The organism is Nodularia sp. LEGE 04288 (assembly GCF_963896525.1).
In the GTDB taxonomy this organism is placed as follows: Bacteria; Cyanobacteriota; Cyanobacteriia; order Cyanobacteriales; family Nostocaceae; genus Nodularia.
Genome location: NZ_CAWQOY010000097.1, coordinates 34,921 through 56,179 on the forward strand (window position 1 = coordinate 34,921; position 21,259 = coordinate 56,179).

Annotated in this window: 14 protein-coding genes; 3 read left to right on the forward strand and 11 right to left on the reverse strand. The window is 41.0% G+C overall.

The window, feature by feature from the left end; all coding sequences use genetic code 11:
- Positions 1 to 14 precede the first annotated feature (14 nt).
- The 3 genes from AACX33_RS08980 to AACX33_RS08990 form a co-directional block, all read right to left on the reverse strand.
- The gene (locus AACX33_RS08980; RefSeq protein WP_193998119.1) at positions 15 to 449 is read right to left on the reverse strand and encodes a CAAD domain-containing protein; all 435 of its coding nucleotides are present in this window, start codon (positions 447 to 449) and stop codon (positions 15 to 17) included.
- An 855-nt stretch (positions 450 to 1,304) separates the two neighbouring features.
- A complete protein-coding gene (locus AACX33_RS08985; RefSeq protein ID WP_193998120.1) occupies positions 1,305 to 1,763 on the reverse strand; it encodes a pentapeptide repeat-containing protein in 459 nt (152 codons plus the stop codon).
- Positions 1,764 to 2,077: 314 nt separating this feature from the next.
- A complete protein-coding gene (locus AACX33_RS08990; protein ID WP_193998121.1) occupies positions 2,078 to 2,941 on the reverse strand; it encodes an alpha/beta fold hydrolase in 864 nt (287 codons plus the stop codon).
- A gap of 261 nt (positions 2,942 to 3,202) precedes the next feature.
- On the opposite strand from AACX33_RS08990, the gene AACX33_RS08995 reads away from it, so the two are divergent.
- Positions 3,203 to 3,637 carry a DUF2358 domain-containing protein gene (locus tag AACX33_RS08995; protein WP_193998122.1) on the forward strand — a complete coding sequence of 145 codons (435 nt, stop codon included), beginning with the start codon at positions 3,203 to 3,205 and terminating at the stop codon, positions 3,635 to 3,637.
- A gap of 68 nt (positions 3,638 to 3,705) precedes the next feature.
- On the opposite strand, the gene AACX33_RS09000 is transcribed toward AACX33_RS08995, so the two are convergent.
- From AACX33_RS09000 to AACX33_RS09025, 6 genes are all read right to left on the reverse strand, one after another.
- Entirely contained in the window at positions 3,706 to 6,288 is a 2,583-nt protein-coding gene (locus tag AACX33_RS09000) for a peptidoglycan DD-metalloendopeptidase family protein (protein ID WP_193998123.1), read from the reverse strand.
- A gap of 793 nt (positions 6,289 to 7,081) precedes the next feature.
- Positions 7,082 to 7,543, reverse strand: a complete 462-nt coding sequence (trmL, locus tag AACX33_RS09005; protein WP_193998124.1) for a tRNA (uridine(34)/cytosine(34)/5-carboxymethylaminomethyluridine(34)-2'-O)-methyltransferase TrmL — start codon at positions 7,541 to 7,543, stop codon at positions 7,082 to 7,084.
- Positions 7,544 to 7,799: 256 nt separating this feature from the next.
- The gene (gene gshA / locus AACX33_RS09010; protein WP_193998125.1) at positions 7,800 to 8,939 is read right to left on the reverse strand and encodes a glutamate--cysteine ligase; all 1,140 of its coding nucleotides are present in this window, start codon (positions 8,937 to 8,939) and stop codon (positions 7,800 to 7,802) included.
- A 169-nt stretch (positions 8,940 to 9,108) separates the two neighbouring features.
- On the reverse strand, positions 9,109 to 10,911 hold the full coding sequence (locus AACX33_RS09015) for a hypothetical protein (protein WP_193998126.1): 1,803 nt from the start codon (positions 10,909 to 10,911) through the stop codon (positions 9,109 to 9,111).
- Entirely contained in the window at positions 10,889 to 15,115 is a 4,227-nt protein-coding gene (locus AACX33_RS09020) for an AAA domain-containing protein (RefSeq protein ID WP_193998127.1), read from the reverse strand. The genes AACX33_RS09015 and AACX33_RS09020 overlap by 23 nt, the downstream gene beginning before the upstream one ends.
- Before the next feature lie 191 nt (positions 15,116 to 15,306).
- Entirely contained in the window at positions 15,307 to 16,224 is a 918-nt protein-coding gene (locus AACX33_RS09025; RefSeq protein ID WP_193998128.1) for a histone deacetylase family protein, read from the reverse strand.
- A 288-nt stretch (positions 16,225 to 16,512) separates the two neighbouring features.
- On the opposite strand from AACX33_RS09025, the gene AACX33_RS09030 reads away from it, so the two are divergent.
- On the forward strand, positions 16,513 to 17,277 hold the full coding sequence (locus AACX33_RS09030; RefSeq protein WP_193998129.1) for a THxN family PEP-CTERM protein: 765 nt from the start codon (positions 16,513 to 16,515) through the stop codon (positions 17,275 to 17,277).
- A 168-nt stretch (positions 17,278 to 17,445) separates the two neighbouring features.
- Complete coding sequence (locus AACX33_RS09035; RefSeq protein ID WP_193998379.1) at positions 17,446 to 18,489, forward strand: mechanosensitive ion channel family protein; 1,044 nt, start codon at positions 17,446 to 17,448, stop codon at positions 18,487 to 18,489.
- Between the two features lie 150 nt (positions 18,490 to 18,639).
- Here the strand turns inward: AACX33_RS09035 and rodA are convergent, their stop codons facing one another.
- Positions 18,640 to 19,965: a rod shape-determining protein RodA gene (gene rodA, locus AACX33_RS09040; RefSeq protein WP_193998130.1), complete on the reverse strand. Its 1,326-nt coding sequence runs from the start codon at positions 19,963 to 19,965 to the stop codon at positions 18,640 to 18,642.
- 88 nt (positions 19,966 to 20,053) lie between these two features.
- Complete coding sequence (locus AACX33_RS09045; protein WP_193998131.1) at positions 20,054 to 21,124, reverse strand: Mrp/NBP35 family ATP-binding protein; 1,071 nt, start codon at positions 21,122 to 21,124, stop codon at positions 20,054 to 20,056.
- Between the last annotated feature and the right edge of the window lie 135 nt (positions 21,125 to 21,259).

A 21,259-nucleotide genomic window follows, 5' to 3' on the forward strand; every position in this document is an offset into this window, starting at 1 on the left:
CTACATTGAAGATATTAAGCTTCTGGAATATTTTTGCCGACAACTTGCGATTTGAGAGTTGTGATTTCACTCGTTAGCTCTTTGCGAGTCGAAGCTTTGAGCAAATAGCGGTACACAAACCAAGCAGAGTAGCCAATACCAATCAATTCAAAGGTCGGTGCTACTAAAGGAATATCATTCAAAGAGTCTAATACTGCCAAAAGTACCTTAACCGAAACAATTGCTGCGACAATTAGACCAATGCTAACCAGAGGCTGCTTATATTCATTAAAGAAGCTTCCCAGGTATTCGGGCAGTGTTGCTAAAAAACCAGAAATTTGTTCACCGTATTTTTGCCATTGTTCTTGAGACTGCACAGGAGGCTGGAGTTTGGTAATGGTTCCTGTTTGGTTATTGATATTTGGCACTGCTGCCTCAGATTTGGTTTCTGTGAATTCCGGTTCTTGCATTTTCACTCCTATAAATTTAACAGTTGAGTTTATCTAATCTGTGACAATTACAACCACAAGGCTGTTGATTAGGCAATGCACGAAGGCATCATGTACAACTCGGTTTGATCCACAAAAGGTTTTAGTGTCCTATAACCATAATTGCCTCATCAACTCTACTGCATCAACTACAAGGTAGACAGTCAGCATGAGCAGAGAAGTCAGAAGGCGGCAAGATATCTGAAAATCAGCTCTCTGAGTTATGGATTTTGTGAATCAACTGGAATCCTCAAGTTGTGATTATCCCATGCCTTATCAGGTCAGCTATCTAAAGGTGAGGCACGTTGGCGTAGCCTGCGCTCCGCCCATAGCTCCGGAGCTTGAGAACGGGATTCTGACAAACGTACTCATTCAAGCACAAATCATGCCAAAATCAGACTACCTCACATTTATACAAGTTTAAACGCCGATTTTATCTGATATTAAAGCTATCTTAAGCCGTGTTCGTCAATTAACTCATGGATAATTAATATTAAGCTGTAATTAAAGTTTTTATGTATTATAAGATACTTATTAATCTGCCTGTTTTATGCTGTGAGTCTCTAGCTGAGGACAAGCAGACAAAATTTTTGCCCAATCAGGAAAGTGATTTTTTTTCCAGTTAAATATTTTACCAAGGCAACCAAGGCAGATTTAGGGATAATCTTGCCAATTGCAATTTTTTATCCCTACACCCAGCCTAATTCTGATTTTTATCCGCTAGCTCACCGAAGAGGCAGAGGGGAAGGGGGCGGAGTACAAGCGACCTCTGTGTCTTCTCCCTTGCTCCCTGCTCCCTGCTCCCCTGCTTTTTCTGACTTCCGCGCAGCGGCGGTACTAGTCCCAATCAGGGAACATATCTGCTTCCTCTCCACCAATACCGATTCCAGTGTGATAGATTTCCGCATCAGTGATGATCATATGATCCATTGATGCTCCATATACATTAGAGTCGTAAATTTGAGCGCGAGTCAGATTGGCTCCGTTAAGATTTGCTTGTTTAAAATTAACGTTAGTCAGCATAGCTGACGTTAAGTTTGCACCTTTCAAATTAGCATTAGTTAAATCTGCGCCTTCAAGATTGACTCCTTCAAGGTTAGCTCCAGAGAGATTTGCTCCTCGTAAGTCAGCACCAATTAAATGAGCGCCTCTGAGGTTAACTCCTGATAAATCGCACTGGACACATTCTCTGGTCAAATTTAGCTTTTGTAAGTCCTGGGAATTACCAGCGTTAACTGTGCTATTCACAATTAGGGGAATTGCTAAGGCTAGAGCCGCGAATAGCTGGAGTTTCATATTGTTTTCCCCTTCGTCATTAAACTACATCCGTTCTTTTCCTCACGGTTTTATTATCTCACTAAATGGCTGAAAATTATTGTTTGAAGAGAGAAGAAAATTGTGATCGGCTAGCAATGGTTTTCTGATGCTAGAAGTATTATTGACTATGGTTTGGGGCTATTGGCGACCAATAAAAGCTGCTAAATTTGCCCCATTAAACTAATGTTAAATATTTTGAAGAACTTGTGCCACTTTGCATAGTTGCACATCAAATATTTATCATGATCTTCCTATTACCAAAATGGCACTATACCAGAAATGTTGTTTATAGTTTAAATAACTAAAAAATCTCGCATATACTGATTAACTAAATCAGGCTCTTCTTGCTGTACCCAATGTCCACAATGGGGAATATACTTAATTTTGAAGTCATTCACATAGGCGGCGGTGTCGTAGGTCAGTTCCTTGCCAAGTGCAGTATCGTTTTCGCCCCAAATCATCAGTGTGGGTACAGCCAAAATTCCCCAATTTTTCTGGCGGAATAAGTCGCGAAAAATATTACGATAATAGTTCAACATAGCTGTGGTAGCACCACGTTTAGCAGCAGCGTTTTTATAAGCGTCAATATCTGCTGGAGTGAAAGCGCTTTGATTTACTGCTGTGCCTTGAATAGCCTTTTGAATTGCGTCATAGTCGGAAAATTGTAGGAGTAATTCAGGTAGCCAAGGGAGCTGAAATAAGAAGACGTACCAGCTGCGGAGCAACTGCTGATAAGTGCGTAAGCCTTGGGCAAATTTGGCAGGGTGAGGTAGGTTGAGGATAATTAACCGCTCTACCATTTCGGGGTGAGCATAGGCAAAAGACCAGGCGATCGCACCACCCCAATCATGTCCAACTAAGATACACTTGTCGTATCCTAATCCTTGAATTACCCCCTCCACGTCTTTGACCAATTCATCCATGACATAAGCTGATTGGTCTTTAGGTTTATCACTATCGTTGTAGCCACGTAAATCAAGGGCGACGACTTGAAAATATTGGGCAAATTCGGGGATTTGATGCCGCCAAGAATACCAAAACTCAGGAAACCCATGTAACATCAGCATTAATGGCCCTGACCCTTGGGTGACGTAGTGCAGTTTCACGCCATTGGTCATGATATATTCATGTTTCCCAAAATTCTCTATTACAGACATAATGTTGTATTTTTGCCGATAGGACTTGTGTATATGAGTAATTATGTATAATTTTCTCGTCAAGATATCTGTTAAAGGACTGTTTTGTGTTGTCATTCTCAGTGTATGTCTATGGTCTACACCAGTAACTCTGACTGTCCCAACTTGTGATTACCCACATCTAGGAAATCTCGTGCTAAGTTCCCATCGCACCGGGAAATGAGGTAGGTACAAGATATCAAATATGGATAATTAAAAAATATTTTATCAAGGACAAGACCCGTGGAATCTCAATTGCAGATTGAACAAGTAATCAAGACGCTTCAAGAAGATTTACCAACACTTTTTGAAAAAGATATCAGTTATGACATTTATACGCAGGATATCTACTTTCAAGACCCTGTAAATAAATTTAAATGGAAATTCAACTATCGGATTATATTTTGGACGTTGCGATTTCACGCGCGGCTATTTTTTACGCAAATTTACTTTGACTTGCATGAAGTATCGCAGCCAGCAAAGGATACTATTTTAGCCAAGTGGACAGTTCGCGGAGTTTTGCGTGTTCCCTGGAAAGCCAGTCTATTTTTCAATGGCTATTCGACATATAAACTTAACCAAGACACATTAATCTATGAGCATATCGATACCTGGGATCGTCAGCCTGGGGAAATTTTAAAGCAGTTTTGGCCAAAGGCAGAAACAGTTGATAAATAGAAAGCAAAAGAGGGAGTTTGGCTCCCTCTAAAAATCAGATCATTATTTATTTCAACCTCAGTAAGAAATTACAGCCGTTCCTTGGGTAAGAAGGCAATCGGATCTTTGGCTCCCTTACCTGCTGGGTGGATTTCAAAGTGAGTGTGTGGCCCAGTACTAAAACCAGTGCTACCCATGTCAGCAATTTGTTGCCCTTGGGTCACCTCTTGACCTGCGCGCACTAAAGTCCGGCTATTGTGAGCATAGCGAGTCATCGTGCCATCGGCATGGCGAATCTCCACAAGAATGCCGTAACCACCTCTGTTCCAGCCAGATTTTGCCACTACACCGTCGGCGGCTGCGAAAACTGGTGTGCCAGTGGCGTTAGCAATGTCAATACCCCTGTGCATTCTTCCCCAGCGTCTACCATAGCCGGAGGTAAGTACACCTTTTGCAGGCCACATATAGCTTGTTGTACCTGTTGAAGGGGGGGGTGTATTCGCGTCAATTGGTCTGGGTAAGTATTGTTCCACTGCTGCCAAAGGCGGTAACTGTGGCTGTAATTGTGGAGTAACACGGCTTCCCCGCAAGTTTCCGAGAGTGTCAGAGATGTCAGCACCTCTGGCAGATGTGACTGTTCTCGGACCAGATGCACGGAGACTGGAGGAAAACTCTGGATTGATTGGCTCGTTGGCACGAGGATTACGGATTTGAGAATTAGCCGATTGACCATAGCCAGGTAAATTCAGGCTGGGAACACGAATGGGAATCGACGCATTGTTTTGTCCGGAAGCAGGTTGAGAAGCCGTGGCATTATTTGGCTTAACAACAGGAATTGCTATGGGAGCTTTTTCACGTTCATTCGCGGCAGGCCTGATTGTATTCCCCGACTGTTGCTGACGATATTCCTCGCGTAATCTCTGGATTTCCGCTTCTGGACTATTTCTTTGAACAACGGCAGTGGCTATGGGAGCTGTTTCACGTTCATTCGCCAATGTCCTGATTCCATTCCCAGATTCTTGGCTGCGATATTTCTCCTGTAATTTCCGGATTTCCGCGTGTAGGCTGTTTGTTTGAGCAACGGCAGTCGGTACAGCAGCTGGCTCTGGTTCAGTAGCGGCGGGCCTGGTTGCAATCCCAGACTGCTGGTTGCGGGGTTTCTCCTGTAATCTCTGGATATCTCCACGTAAGACGCGCAGACCTTCGTTATCTTTTGTGCTTACCGCTGGCTCTGTGGATTTTTGAGCCTGCTGGATTTCGGCAAAAATTGGTGGTATTGGTGTATCACCACCTAGTCCCAGTGTATTAGGACTAGTAGATTCGCTCTCTGTGGCTATAACAGTATTTACCTGTATCTGGTTATTCGCAGTTACTGGTGTGGGGATAGTTAAACTGTTGTTATTCCCAGATGATGGCAACTGTGATGAAGCAGCAGGGAGATTGGGGTAGTTATTAGCAGTGTTCACCGAGTAGTTGACTAGCTGTGGCGGACTACTGGAATAGCCGCTATTGGAGTTCACTACCACTGGGATGGGAATACCTGTTGAGCGATTAACCTGAGTCACAGGAATAATCAGTCTTTGGCTAATTTTAAGTTGATTCGGATTGCTAAGATGATTTGCCTTGACTAGTTCTGATATAGAAATATTGTATCTACTCGCGATCGCCGCTAGTGTGTCTCCAGGTTTAACCTCGTAACCTGTATTACCAGAGAAGGCCACCATTTGCGGTGTAGCTGCTACGGGTATTGTTAAGGCTTCCGGGTTTGACTCACTGGTTTGTGATCTTTGTTTTAACCTCGATACTAAACCTTCTGTGTTGTCATTGTGGAAAGTTGATGACTCTTCTACTACCGTTGGACTGGCGCTGATTTCTGGCGCTGTTTGTGTCGTTTTCGGCTGTGTTAGAGCTATGTCATTTTTTGATAAAACTTGGGTCTCCTCAGACCGCAACTCCGCCAGACTGTTTCTTAAACGGTTCGATTTTTCTTGTAAGCGATTTAGTGCAAATTCCTGCTGCGCCTTCAGTTGAGCGTTCATTTCACCACTGGGATCTGTGGTTTCCCGTGCCTGTGGTTGTGGTTCGCTGGTTAGATACGCAGTTGGTTCGTCAGTTTCATTAGTAACGCTATCAGCACTGGACAGTTTTTGTACTGTCTCATTTGACTCGATTCCTGTTGACAATCCCTGTGATACTGGGGATTGTAAATACAAGGAAGTTTTGTGAGATTCTGATGTCGGAGCCGGAATTTGCACAGACATTCCACTTGCCGCAACTTGCCATTTAGCTTCAAGCCCTTGTAACTGTGAAATTGCTGTTGGTTCCACGATGACAGAATTTTCTGGCAAGCTGGCTAATAAGACTGTTTGAGTCTCTAGCTTTGTGGAAGCAAATTTCACTGTATTGTCAGAAGCCGCAGGAATTGTTGTGGCTGCCTTTTGGTTACCAACAGGAGCGGCTGCTTGGGCTTGATCGCTTTGTCGAGTCACCAAAAGGCTCGTTGCTCCCATTGAGATAGCCAAACCAATCATGGCGGCTTGTGTCCGCGCCCGGCGGTTAACCTTGGGATTAACTACAATATTTAGGGGTTCTAGGTGTTCCACTAGGGCATCATCACTGCTGGGGGTATTTTTCAGCACAGCCTTTTCTCTTTTTTTCAATGCTCGTTTCAAAGACGACCTCCTATGATCACTAGCGCTTAACTGATCTCGATTTTTCAGTCGGATACTAGTCCATGATTTAGATCACATCGAATGATAGATCAAGATCACTTTCACCAGAGATACTTACGCAAGATTAACTTGCTTCTCTGATTTAGACAAGTTCACACATGGAATGCAAAACTTCAAAATTGCTGTGCTTACTTGTCCCGTTCACTCCTACACACCATAGAACGTTTGCTTTTGATCTTTGTCTTCACTTCTTGTGCAACGGTTGCTAGGACTGAAGAATAATTATATATTCACCAAGCCCATTGCGGCTGTCAACAATAGGTAAGTTTGACTTCAGGAAAAGCTCTGCCCTCTGCTGTAGATATATTCAAGGTTTTTCTACTCGATCCGCCTTACCAACACGAGACCTTACGTTGATTCAGCCCTAAAAATCAACCGTACAAACTTATCACTACTTTTGTCCTCCTGGAAATTACCTATTCCCCAAAAATAGCTCAAATACATGACGAGAAAAGGTTTGACTATTTTTATTTTCCTAGTCACGCCGACTTAAGTTCATCAAAATTTATCATCCAAATTCGGTATACGCTCGAATTTGATATACAAATTTCTTATATTAATCCGCTTGTTGTGGTGTGTGTTGCACACTAAAACTAGGGTTATCAGATATTTATGTATAAATTATCATGATATTTTTTGCCTACTGAGAGTGATTGTTGGGGAGAAAATCACAATCTGGGATGATTCTTGGCGATTTAGTCAGTATTATTACTTGCCGAGTATCTGTCCATAATTACAGTAAATAACCCAACTGACGACGGGCTTCAAACAAACTTACGGCGACACTTACCGAAAGATTCAAGCTGCGAACATGAGGCTGTGCCATCGGAATATAAACGGTAGCATCACAATCTGAGAGAATTGTTGATGGTAAACCTGTGGTTTCACTACCAAAAAGCAACCAATCGTCGGCTTGAAATTCAAAGCTGGTGTAATTAAAATTACCCCTGACAGTGAAGCCTAAGCACCTACCTCCACGTTCTTGATGTGTGGCTTGAAAGGCTTCTAGGGATTCGTGATAATGCAGCTTGACATAAGGCCAGTAATCTAACCCGGCTCTTTTGAGGTAGCGATCGCTAATTTCAAACCCCAAAGGTGCTACTAAATGTAATTCTGTACCCGTAGCGGCACAAGTACGCGCAATATTGCCTGTGTTTGGGGGTATTTGCGGATAAACTAAAACGACCTGGGGCATTGTCTGTAAAAATACTTAATTGTGTAATTATATACTAAAAAGATACTTTTCTATCTAATGATCGAGTCCATTCATAGGTTTTATTAATAAATATCAAATCATACCTAAAGATTAAATTTTTTAAACAAAAGATAATTTTTTTTAAACCTGCGCTAGCACATATTTTGGCTTTCATCAAGCATAAAGAATTTTTGGGAGAGAAAAGATTTTTGGGGTTTCTCTCGCCAAATCTATTCTGGGGATGAAAACAGAAAATTTAAACTACCAGAGGCGAACACAATTTATTTTCAAGTTCAACTTCCCGTTCTTCAGTCGCCACAATAGCCTGAGTGATCACGCGCTGGGAGTCAAAACCGACTGCGTGGAGTTGTAACCACTGTTGGGCTTCGTTACCTCCGCGGAGAATTTTCTGCAAAGGAGAAAGAAAACAGCTAAAACCATGTTGTTTAGCGATCGCCCAAACTTGTTCATATAGTTCAGCAATCCAATCTCTAGCGATAATAGTTCTGCCATCTTGCCAATGTTGTAATTCAGCATCGAGACTAGCAGTAGCTGCGGCGGCTTCGTTCCTGGCGGTGATAGCAAGCAGTTCTTCCGGGGAAAAAGTGCTTTGAGTTAACGGATCGAGATCAGGGTTGGCGATTAACTGCAACAAACGCGCTTCTAGGAAGGCTGCAATGGCTAATAAAGCAATGGGATCGGTAACTAAGTCACAAATGCGTAATTCCAGGCGATTCAGGTCATGAGGACGGCGATCGCCATTTGGTCTTACCGATGTCCACAAATGCCGCACATTTTGCATGGTTCCAGCAGCTATCTGTGATTCCACCCATTGGATATGATGGGCGTGGCTGGTAAATAAGGGAACATGGGCGGGCGTTTGCGGAAACACAGCCCAACGACTGGAATGATAACCCGTAGCATTGCCATCCAGGAAGGGAGATGAGGCACTCAAGGCGAGGAATAAAGGCGCTTCTAACCGAATTAGCCGACAAGCCCGCATTAATATTTCTGGATCACTGATGCCGATATTAATATGAACGCTGGCCGTAACTACTTTTGTCCCGTAGGTATTTTCAATGTAGTCATGATAGGGGCTACTGGGGTCAGAACGAAAAAAGCGATCGCTGCCACCCAAAGACAAAGTACTACCAGGAATCAAAGTGTAATTGCCTAAACTCTGGAGATAGTTGCGTAACTGTCGGCGGGGACGTAGCAAAGCACACAATAACTGTTCATAATTATTCAGTGGTGCTGTGATGTATTCCACATTGCGGCTATCTGGTTCCCGCACAAACCCATCCAAAGAGTCCACAATTTTGTCGGAGAGACCGACTATTTCACCTTGAGGCGTACCAGTATACATCTCAATCTCGAAGCCTTTTAATAGAACCACTTTGTTCTCCTCGCCTCTCCTAATCTAAGAATTGTATCGAATTAGACGAATTTCTGCATCTACATTTAAATTAACTTAAAATTTAGAATTATTTAACAATTAAGTTTTTCCGAGCATCGAATAACATATATATTGTAAAATTACAAGTATTGATAGGATGAAATATTTCTCAAGTTTTCGGTTTCTTTTTTTTGGGAGATGAACTTTGTCCCATGATAAACTTATCCGGTGAATCGTTCTCCTGAGCAATATTGAGACGGATAAATTCCGCCCATACTTGCTGACTAAGTAAGTTTAAAGCAGTTTCAGGTTTGTGAGATGCGATCGCATTGATAACTTTCCGCCATCCCTGCTGTAACGACTCCATAAAAGCTTCCTCCCCGGAAAATTGACTCAGCAAAGAAAATGCAGTTGGTAAATTTATGGAATCATCTAGTATTTTTTGTGACGTTAAATCGTGAAGTAGAATATTTAACCACACTGGGAGAAGTTCCCACCATTTGCTTTGTTGTATCTCCTTGAGTGCGATATTTTGCATATTTAGCGCCCCCCAAACACACAAAGATTCTACAGCCATTTGAAAATCATGGTTTTCTAAAGCAAAATTCCATTGTGTTTGGGCATAATTTTGGCAACGATGAGCCAGAAACTGATATGATTCTGCAACTTGCTGAGGAATAGTAACTTGATAGACAGACTCACCCTGTGGTAAATTTTCACCACCACAAGAAATCCAGTCATAAAATCCATAAAAATGAATTTCTTGATCAACTATAATTTCTTTAACATGGGAATTTCCCAGCCAGAAAACCTGTACAGATGGTAAACCATGAGGCGTTTTGATAGCGTGGAGTTTTTTTGCTACTTCTGGTGATATAGAGATTTCCACATCTGCTTCTTTTAGTGAAACTCCATATCCAATTAAAATCCACACTCCACGATTAGCCAATTTTTGCAACAGCGTTAAAAATTCTTCATTAATAACAGCTTTATTCAACGAAGGAGAGTAGATGAGAATTTGACGTTTTGCCGAATTTAAACTTTCTCGAAAAGTGGGAGTAATTTCCGCATCGCGTAACTTTAAAGCTCCTTGGCTAAGTTTTTCCAGTCTAGATTCTATTTCTATATTTTTATGATTAAGAGTAGCTTCACGCTCCAAATTGATAGCTTCATTGGATAATTTGCATAAAGTTTGCCAAGGTATTTTACCTTTACTTTGCAGCACGTCCATTCGTTTTGATGCTGACTCTAAAATTTGCTTACCGCTTCTGATTTCGATACTCAATTTATTTTCCCCAGCATCGAAAACCACAAACAAAGATATATTTTTCCAAATGATTTGCGCCGGGGCTAAAACTTTACAGCTAGTAACAATTTTCCCCAATTCTGGGACATGAAAATCTAAACCTGACAACTGAATACATTTCTGTAATTTCTCAATTGATAAAGCAGATATATCATTAATTTTTCGCGCAATTTTGATAAATTCAGCTAAATCAGGTAAAGTTAAAGAAGCATCATTTAATGGTTCAGCATGAAATATCAGCTTGCCGTCTAAAGCATCGGAAACAGCATATATTTGGATAGGATATGGCAGTTGTGGTACAGAACCCTTAGCGTAAAAATCACGCCCTTCATCTGTAACTGTAATTGGCGATGTTGCGGATAAAGTTTGTAATGCTTGCAGATTTGCAGTGGTACTGCGGACAAATATCGGGTCAAGTCCCAATATAGATGCTAATTGATCTTCAGTGGGTGGAGGTGTAAATTCAATTCCAGCGCGGATAATAAATTCTTCGAGGACGTTAAATTCGCGCGGTTCCCGAATAGACAATTCTACAGGAGTTTGATGTAAACTATAGCGAAATTCCCGTGCGGCTAAAACTGATAATTCAGGATTTTTGGCGGTAATTTCCTCTACTAAATTTATGAGTTTGTTGTCAATAGGTTTAGCCGCAGCAGCGAGAAACATCAACGAAACCTCCTTGACTATCGACAGTACGAGAAATCTCTAAATACATATCTCCAACTTTTCCGCCTTGGCGGGTAAATAAGTCGTGACAACCCACAATTACCAGTAATTCCTGGGCGCGAGAAAAAGCCACATTCACCCGTTCTGGTTTCTTTGCAAAACCGACATCGCCTTGATGATTATTCCTCACCATACTCACAATTACCACTGCGCGTTCCATTCCTTGAAATCTATCAACTGTACCCGTGCGAATTTCCAATGAAGGAAAAAGTTCAGATTGTAACCGGTCATCAATTTTTCTCAGTTGCGCGCCATAGAATGTAATTACCGCAATTTCCTTTTTAGGTTCCCCATTAGCAACTTTAGCAGCCCAAGTATCCTCGAATTGCTGACATAGGTTTTCAATGACATCAATTTCACGCAGATTAGAAAAGGAAGTATTTTCCCGTTCTTCTTGAAATTTATCTTCTCTGGGCATTTTCACCCAAACAAGATGATGATTTTTTTGAATAATTTCCCCTGTCAAATTATGGGCGCGTTGGGTGTCAGGTTCTAAAAGTCCACATTCTAATTTACCATGATAAAACTGATTGATTGCTCCCATAATAAAGGGGTGCATTCTATATTGTGTATTCAGCATTTGTTTGACGCTTTTATCAGCAGCTTCAAACTGAATTTTAAATAATGATTCTTCTAAAAATTGCAATTCTGATTTGGTACTTCCAAGTGATTGGGCAACTTCTTCCACTGTGCTAGTATCCAGCATGGGTGGTAATTGTCGATGGTCACCTACCAAGACTAACTTTTTGCCTTTTAAAGCGGGGATAAGTAACTCTGGTGGAGTACACTTACTTACTTCATCGATGATGACGACATCAAAGGCTTTAAATTCTTGGGAAAAATTATAATTTGCAGCTTGTACACAAGTAATTCCAACGACGTTAGCATTATCTAAATAAATCCGTCTTAAATCGTTGCGATCGCGTTCTGATGGATTTTTGACTTTGGCGATCCAATCTTTGGTAAAATCTTGGTAGCGGCTGAGATAATTTTCCTCTTCAGTCAGTTGATTTTGCCAAGCATCAAACTGTGCTTTTATCCTGTGTAAAAATTCCAGATTAAATAAATCTGCATGGATATCTGCTGGCTGAAATTTATCAGGTATGGTTTGCCAGAAATTTTCCCACCAATTTTTTGATAAAATTAAATCTTCGCTGGGCTGTATCTGTGGTTCCTTATCTAATTTATTTAGTTGGGTTTGGATTTGTTTCAGTTGCTTTTGAGCAAGTGTATTTTCTTGTTCTATAATTAATATCTGCTCATCTAAAGACTTTTTGATAGTCTCTAAAACTTGGAACGGTGCAATTGATGGAATTAAAGTTTCTAAATTGCTGAGATAACTTACCCCAGCATTTACCTGAGTTGCAAATTCTTGGAAATGTTCCCAAATTTTTGATTGTGTTGTCAGATATTCTGTAACTAAAGCCCGTAATTTATCAGGGACATTTTGCTGCTGGTTCAGTAATTGCAAAATCTGGATAACTTGTTCCAGTTTGAAATTAGCAGTTTCGATTTGAGACGAAGTAGCAGATATTTGTTGTTGAGTAGTTCTGTATTTCTCAAGTTCAAGTAATCGCTGTTGGAGAGACTGAAGCTGTTGTTCCGTTTCAGCCTTAACTCGTGCGATACATTGGCGCGCATTTGCGAGGATATTTGTGAGTAAGTCTTCGCTAATGTATTTCACAGTAGAGTCGAGGTTATTTAATTCCCAGGCTTTACCATATACTGTTTGCATTCTGGTTAAAAACAACTGAGTATTTTCCACCAGCAACTTGCGCTGATTTGGGTTGAGGAGTTGATAATTCTTAAACTCTTCATGGATTTTACGCCATTGAGTGCGATCGCTCGCTGATAGCACGATGGGAATCTGACTAAAATTTTGCTCTAAAAAGTAACTAAAATTATACTGTTTACCGATTCTATCAACAAAGCCGCCTTCCGTTTCATACATCAAAGCTTTTTCTAAAGCTTGACAATCTGGCAAATGTATCTGATATTTTTTCGGTACTATAGTTAACTTTAATTGATTAGCAAACATCAACAAACCCAGTGGTAATTGCACCAAATCTTCTGTTAATGTTTGTCCTGATTGCTGACATTCTTTGACTGTTTGAGATAATACCACAGGTGCTGTAAACTTCCATTCCTTAATAGCTGCAATCACATAATCAATTTCGCGTTGGCGATTTTGCCAACCTTGAATTGTCTGCTGTAAAATTTGCCGTTTGGCGATAAATTCCTGCTCATCTATTTCTGGTTGATTCAGATGAGGAGAATTTTGTGGAATCATCGATACCGCTTCTGCAACTTCCGACATGACTAAAATCGCATCTTGGGCGTAACTGAATGCTATTCTAAAATCAGCAATTTTATCAGCTACACTTTCACCTAACCAAACGGCTAATCCAAATGCACCATAAGCAGGACGCACTAAACCAAGTTCATCAGTGCAATTGATAGCTTGACTAACATTTGTCAAAAAATCTTGAATTAAAACATTACCCTCTGTGTATGGCTGAAGATGTGGTAAAGAATTTTTAACTTCCGGCGCTTCCCAATTGATATTTGGGGCATTTTTGAGGAGATAATCTAAGCCTAACTGAATAGATTCAACCTGATTTATTTTATCTAAACTTTGCTGATAAGTTGCTTCTTGAATTTTACAGGTTGCTGCTAAAGCTTCCTTTTGCTGATTAAATTCATTTTGTTGCTGATTCAGGTGTGATTCTAACTGTAAATAATCGGTAAATCGTGGTAATTCAACCAACAAATTTCCCAAAAATTGGACATTTTCCAAACGTTTACCAAGACTATTTTCACAGTCAGTAGCCGTATTTTCCAACCATGTCCCAATCACTTTGTCTTCTAAAAATGGCTGTCCTTCTTCCCCGACTCTCTCAGCGCGTCCTTTGCGTACAGCCCGAATCACTGGGTTATGAACTAATCTACTAAGGGCATTATCCACAGCTAGATTAGCTTGAGAAGCAATGAGAGTTCGTCCACCCCGCAAGGCTATTTGATAGCAAATCTCCGCAATTACGGTAGTTTTACCAGTCCCCGGTGGTCCTTGAATTAGAATTAAATCCTCAGATGCTAATACCTTTTCCACTGCGGCTTTTTGTCCAGCATTAGCAGAAGATAACAACAAATCATCTGCGTGAAGTTCGACAATCTTTTTCATGCGCCTCGCCTGAGAAGCGTCGAATAAGAAATTACCCAAATAAGGATTTTGAGTTTGTCCGTGCTTTAATTGTTCTAAGGCTTCTTTCTTCCGCCGCACTTGTTGAATATCACCAGCAGCATCAAAAAACAAAAATCCCTTCACTGGCGGCTGATAACGTTGTGTGGCGATATATTCAGCCAATTCCCGTTCTAATTTAACTTTAATTAAACAATTTTTCGGATCAACTTTTTCAATTGAACCGAATTTAGGAATTTTATGAGTGAGTTTTCCTGTAGGAACAGTATCCGAAAGTTTGACTTCTTGGTTTTTTGAACGTTTTACCCGTTCCCAAAAACTAGCTACATTTAAATAATTTTGTTCAGAACCGTCGAGAGTAGCTGAATTTACATCTACTTCAAAAGTAATTTGTCTGGTATTATTCCCATAATCATTACCGACAAAAGCCACACAAAACTGACGTGCTTTCGCGATATTTTCCTCAACTTGTAAAAATGCTTTCCAAGCTTGCAATTGGTCTTCTGTGGGTATATGATCACCACAAATTGGCATCTTTTCTATCCGTGCCAATGCTGCTTTGGGAATGCCTAAACGATGTTGCTCATGAGGTAGCAGACGTAAGCGAAAAGGAACAGCATAACCATCAGCTTGTCCCCGTGAAATTTGTAATAACCGAGTAGATAAAACTTTTAAACCGCCTCGCCCATCTTCTTGAATGGCTGCGATTAAACCTAAAGTTTTCCCTTGCTTTTCCAGCTTTACAGGTAAGGGAAAATCATCTCTATCAGTTGCAATTGTTAACTGCCAAATTTCCTCATTTTGATGTTTACCCGCACCTTGACGACGCACATAAAATAGACAAACTTGATCACCCAGTAAATCTATTATCTCATCCTTCGCCACTGCTCCGACGCATTTATAGCTCCAGCTTTCTGAACTGCGATTGTTAGCAAAAGTGGGCATAGATAATCTTAAACTTCCTAATGTGGAGTGAGATAATAAACTTTAGTGTTTGGGGAATAAGTCAGGAACCACAGATGAACACAGATAAAAATGTATAGTATTTCCTCATAAAGCCGCGCCGAATTCTCCTCCTCCCTCTTCCTTTGCGCCTCTGCGCCTCTGCGTGAAACTAAATCCATATTTCACCCAACTTATAATCTATACTGATGATAAACCTGACTAGCCGCCCGATGCAGCAAAGAATGTCGCCAAACCAGAGACTTCATATCATCAGCGTACCCGCCACCAATAACACAAGCCACAGGATAGCCAGCACCTACACAGGTACTTAAAACCTGCATTTCCCGGAGAAAAATTCCCGTATCACTCAGGGCTAATTTTCCCAAGCGATCGCCTATATGAGGATCGACCCCGGCATCGTATAATACTAAATCTGGCTGGATATTCGCTAATAAATCTGGTAAATAATTCGCCAAAGTTTGCAAATAAGCATCATCTTCCATTCCCTCCGTCAGGGGAACATCCAAATCACTGGTTTGTTTAGTACCGGGAAAATTAACTTCACAGTGCATGGAAAAAGTAAATACACTCTCATCTCCTTGGAAAATGAAAGCTGTACCATCCCCTTGATGCACATCTAAATCCACAATCAGAATTTTCTCTACAAGTCCGAGTTTTTGTAAAACGCGACAAGCGATCGCTAAATCGTTGAAAATACAAAAACCAGAACCATAACTAGGAAAAGCATGATGAGTACCACCAGCCGTATTACAAGCTAACCCTTGAGTTAGTGCCATCTGAGCCGTCATTATTGTACCACCAACCGCTACACAGGTACGATTTACCAAGGCTGGACTCCAAGGCAACCCAATACGACGCTGTGCTTTGGGTTCTAGTGTTCCCTCGCAATAAGCTTGAACATATTCTGGAGTATGAACCAACTCGATTAACTCCGGGGGTGGGCGTTTGGGTGTGTGAAATTGTTCGGTTTGCGCTACACCATCAGTTAACAGCAATTCATAAAGTTGTCGGAACTTGGACATCGGGAAGCGATGCCCTGCCGGCAGTGGCGCAATATAATCTGGATGGTAAATAATTGGTAATTCCATAATATTTATTGTCAACCATATTCTCGTGCTAAATATACTGAGAAAGTATTGGGAATAGTAATAATACAAAAATAATCAGCAACTGGCTTGTGACTTCCATTCCCTTGGTGCATGATTCAGCACAATATTTTTCACAGTAAAAACTCTTCAGTATATAAAAAAATAAATCCTTCTTTCGGTTTTCACTTAGGAGTGCATTGTGAAATTACGGTAAAGATGAAAAAATAAATTTTGGCAGTGATATACTGAAAACGACAGTTATAGTCCAATAATCGGAATTAACCGGAAATGAAGACTTTGGGTAAATCTACTATTTCTACTTCAGCAATTGTATCAGCTGCAACCTTATCCCTATTGTTGGCAAATGCCATACCTGCTGTTGCTGCCAGTCTTACTTTAAACTCAGTTACGGGTAGTTGGGCGAATCCGATTGGTGGGACATCAATAAATGGTCTTGGTACTGATGAGATTCGCTGGGGTACGCCAGCTCTTTTTGGTAGTGAACAAAGTGGATTCAAGTTTGATAGTGCTGCACCACCATCTGTAATTATTGATACGGAAACCAACTTTTTGCTGGGTACATTCACTCACTTTAACTTTCCTGTGAGTAGTGGTACTGGTCCTAGTGCTGTAGATTTAGACGTTAGCCTCGACATAGGAAGCATACAAAACTTCAAATACACATTTAATATTGCCGAAACACTCAACGGACCCTTTGTAACCTGTCCGAGTTTTCAGATTAGTAATACACCCTGTGATGACAGGATAACTTTTGGTTCTGGCTTTACTGATCAGACATTCTTGATCGATGGAGAAGAATTTACTCTGCAACTAGCCGGCTTTAGTAGCACTGCTAACAGTTTGAATCCGATTTCTAGTTTGGTTACAGAAGAGAACAGAGCTAGTACTGCATTCTTGTTTGGTCGGATCACAACACCAGTCAATCCTGGACCTGGAACACCAGTCAGTACTCCTGAACCTGGAGCGCTTATTGGTTTCTCCCTGTTGGGACTTTATTGGTTCAATCGTCGTCCAAAGTATCAACAGTCTTAATTTCAAGGCAAGAGGTTCAGTTAACTTTCCAACTAGTTCCTTAACCATAAATATATATAACTATTTTTTTGGCGCTTGCAAGTAATCGCTGTTGTCAGCGCCATTTATGCTATCTTGACGGCAGAGACATTAAAATTTTTAACCAAAATCTATAATTCAAGATTAATGATGCAGCAATGGATTGTACCAATAGCATTTATTCTGGTCGGCTTGCTGGCTGGGGTAATTGGTGAAAAAGTTATCTTCAAAAAACTGAGGAAATTTGTTGTCGAAAAACAAATACCAGGTGGTGAAATCATATTTCAAGCCTTACACCGCATGACCTTTCTGTGGTTTTTGCTAGCAGGGTTTTTCGGTGCAATTGTTTATTCTTCTCTGAATATCAATGATGATCTTAAAAGTCTCCTGCAAAAAATAATTACCGTTTTATTTCTCTACACAGTGACGTTAGTCTTGGCTAGATTGACTGCTGGCTTTGTGAATTTATTCATCCAGAGAACCGAAGGAGTACCAGCATCATTAATTTCTAACCTAGCGAAGATTGCTGTTTTAATTTTAGGAACACTCATCCTCTTGCAAACTGTAGGTGTGGAAGTTACACCCATAGTCACAACTTTAGGTGTTGGTGGTTTAGCCGTGGGCTTGGCGCTTCAAGATACACTGGCAAATTTATTTTCTGGTTTTTATCTGATTATCTCTCAGCAAGTCAGAACTGGAGATTATGTCAAATTAGATGATGGATATGAAGGTTACGTTACAGATATCACTTGGCGAAATACAACTATTAAAGAACTTAAAAATAATATAATTATTGTACCTAATTCTCGGCTGGCATCGGCAATTTTTACTAACTATCATCTACCAGTCAAGGCAATTACTTTAACAATGGATGTGGGTGTCGGTTACGATAGTGATTTAGAAAAAGTCGAAAGGGTGACTGTAGAAGTAGCCAAAGATGTCATGCAAGAAGTTGCACCAGAATTAATGGAAATTGAACCTAATATTAGATTTCATACTTTTAATGATTGTAGTATAGATTTTAAATTATATATGCGGGTAAATGAATATTTTGACCAGCGCATTGCTAAACATTTATTTATTAAGAAATTGCATAAACGCTATCAACAAGAAGGCATCCAAATTCCCTTTCCGATCAGAGATGTTTATGTGCAGAACAATGGAGCCGAAAGTTCCAGTCTTGATTTAAATTAATCTCAATCCGCTACGCGATTTACACAAGGGCGGTTCTGATTTGGCGTACACCAATTGCGGGCAAGATGCCCGCACCACAAGAGTTTTATAATTTTGGTTTGTACGCCATTTACCTGCAATATGCTGTATTAATCACAACGACGGACTTATCTAAAAGCTTGACCAATAAGACTGCTTCTGTTGTCGAAAATTTGCTACTGATTCAACTAATCCTAAAGCAATGAAATTGGTCAACATGGCTGAACGTCCGTAACTCATCCAAGGTAGGGGAATTCCGGCTACAGGCGCTAAACCAACGGTCATCCCGACGTTAACAATTAGCTGAAACACAATCATTGATAAAACACCAATAGCTAACAATGAACCAAAGTTATCTTTGGCAGTTTGAGCTATCCGCAATAGGCGAAAGCAAATCAAGCAGAAGATAAACAATACTACTAAACAACCAACAAAACCAAATTCTTCACCCACTGCGGAGAAAATAAAGTCTGTATGTTGTTCGGGTACGAAATTTAATTGTGTCATTGGCCCTTTGAACAAACCCCATCCCCAAACTTCACCAGCACCAATAGCAATGCGAGATTGATGTTGGTGATACCCAACTCCGAGAATGTCGTATCCAGGTTTGAGAAATACAGTCAGGCGGTCTTTTTGATAATCTCTCAATAGATTGTTCCAGGCAAAGACTCCTAATTTACCACCTAAGATATTAATAGCTGATGCACCAATACCGTTGAGGAGAGATTTACGCCAGGGGAGAGTTAGCCAACCCAAAATGCCCATAGCGACTACCCAAACTAACCATAAAAGTCCGAAAGATAGTATTTTAAATAAAACTATCGGCTCTGACAAAGGCCAACTTATACTAAAAAGAATCGCAGAAATGATCGGCGAAATCATTAGTATCAGCCAGCCTGGATTAGCATTTGCCCAATACAGCATTCCTAAGACGATCGCACCAAATACCAAGGATGTTGCTAAATCTGGCTGCAAAAAGATTAATGCCCAAGGAATAGCCGTGATTCCTAAAGCGCGGAAGACATTGTTTATACTAGCTGCTGTGCGCTTGTGTAAAACAGCCGCTAAGGTGATAATCATCCCGATTTTGGCAAATTCCGAAGGCTGCACGTTGAAGTCACCAATGGTAATCCATCGTTGCGCCCCTTTAGCAGTAGTGCCAATAATCATCACGCCAATCAGGCTGATGTTCGTTAGGGCGTATGTTACCCAATGCCACTTAATCAGATTTTCATACCGGGTACGAGCTAAAAACAAAGCTATTAAAACACCGATTCCAGCCACCAGCCAGTGCGCCCACCAGTCAGCTACTGCTTGTGTTAGTTCCGTACTCATGATCATCAGTCCACCAAACATACTGACACCAATAGTTAGGCAAAATAGTAGCCAATCTATTTGTTGCCAGGGCTTAACCCAAGACTTCCAGCGACTTTTGGGGCGCGAACGTTTTAACAACATTGTGTGATTTTAGACTGTAAAGTTATTGATGAATATTTATTTGTATTCCCAGGCTGTAGCCCAGGAATCAGGCAAAACTAGAAATTGATTATGTCAGAGCCGCAACTGATATTTTACCTGCAATATTCAGTGCGATCGCTTTTAATGCTTTTGCCGAAGCAGAATCAGGATCAGCAACGACTATTGGCACACCATTATCACCGCCAATTCTGGTAGAAATCTCCAGGGGGATACATCCCAGTAAAGGCACTCCCAACTCAGCTGCTGTCTTGGAACCACCACCAGAACCGAAGATGTCATACTGCTTATCTGGCATATCTGGCGGAATAAAGTAACTCATATTTTCGACTATTCCCAAAACAGGGACGTTCATTTGCTGGAACATCCGCAAACCTTTACGTGAATCTAACAAGGCGACATTTTGCGGTGTCGTAACAATTACTGCCCCTGACATTGGTACTGATTGAGTTAAAGTTAACTGAGCATCACCAGTTCCCGGCGGCATATCTACGATTAAATAATCCAGTTCTCCCCATTCCACTTGATAGAGAAACTGACGAATGACACCATTCAGCATGGGACCCCGCCAAACCACTGGCTGATCTCGGTCAATCAAAAAGCCCATTGAAACTAATTTGACACCGTGATTAAAAGCAGGTTCGAGAATGTCACCTTTGTCTGTGGAACGCACCACAATTTCCGCATCAGCCAACCCCAGCATAGTCGGGTCGTTGGGGCCGTAAATATCGGCATCGAGTAATCCCACCTTCGCCCCTGTTTGCGCTAAGGCCACAGCGACATTCACCGCTACTGTGCTTTTACCAACACCGCCTTTACCACTGGAAACAGCCAGAATATTTTTCACCCCAATAATTCCAGTCCGATCTGGCAAACTTTTTTGTTGGGGTGTTTCTGCGGTTACATCTACGTTGATTTCTGTAACGCCAGGTAATTTTTTAACCGCTTTTTTACAATCTTCAACAATAAATTCGCGTAAGGGACAGGCGGGTGTCGTCAACACCAAAGTGAAGCTAACCTTACCAGCGTCAATTTTGACATTGCGAATCATATTCAGTTCCACCAAACTCTTGCGGAGTTCTGGGTCTTCTACTGGTCGCAAAACTTCTAAGACAGAGCGGGAATCGAGAACATCGTACATACTGTTTTCACTGTTACTGCCGTAACAAAATTTAAGAAAATTTTATTATCATCTCCTCAAATCTTAACTTTCTTTGGAACGTCATTAGTCATTGGTCATTGGTCATTGGGAAGTTACCGTCTTCTCCCCCCTGCT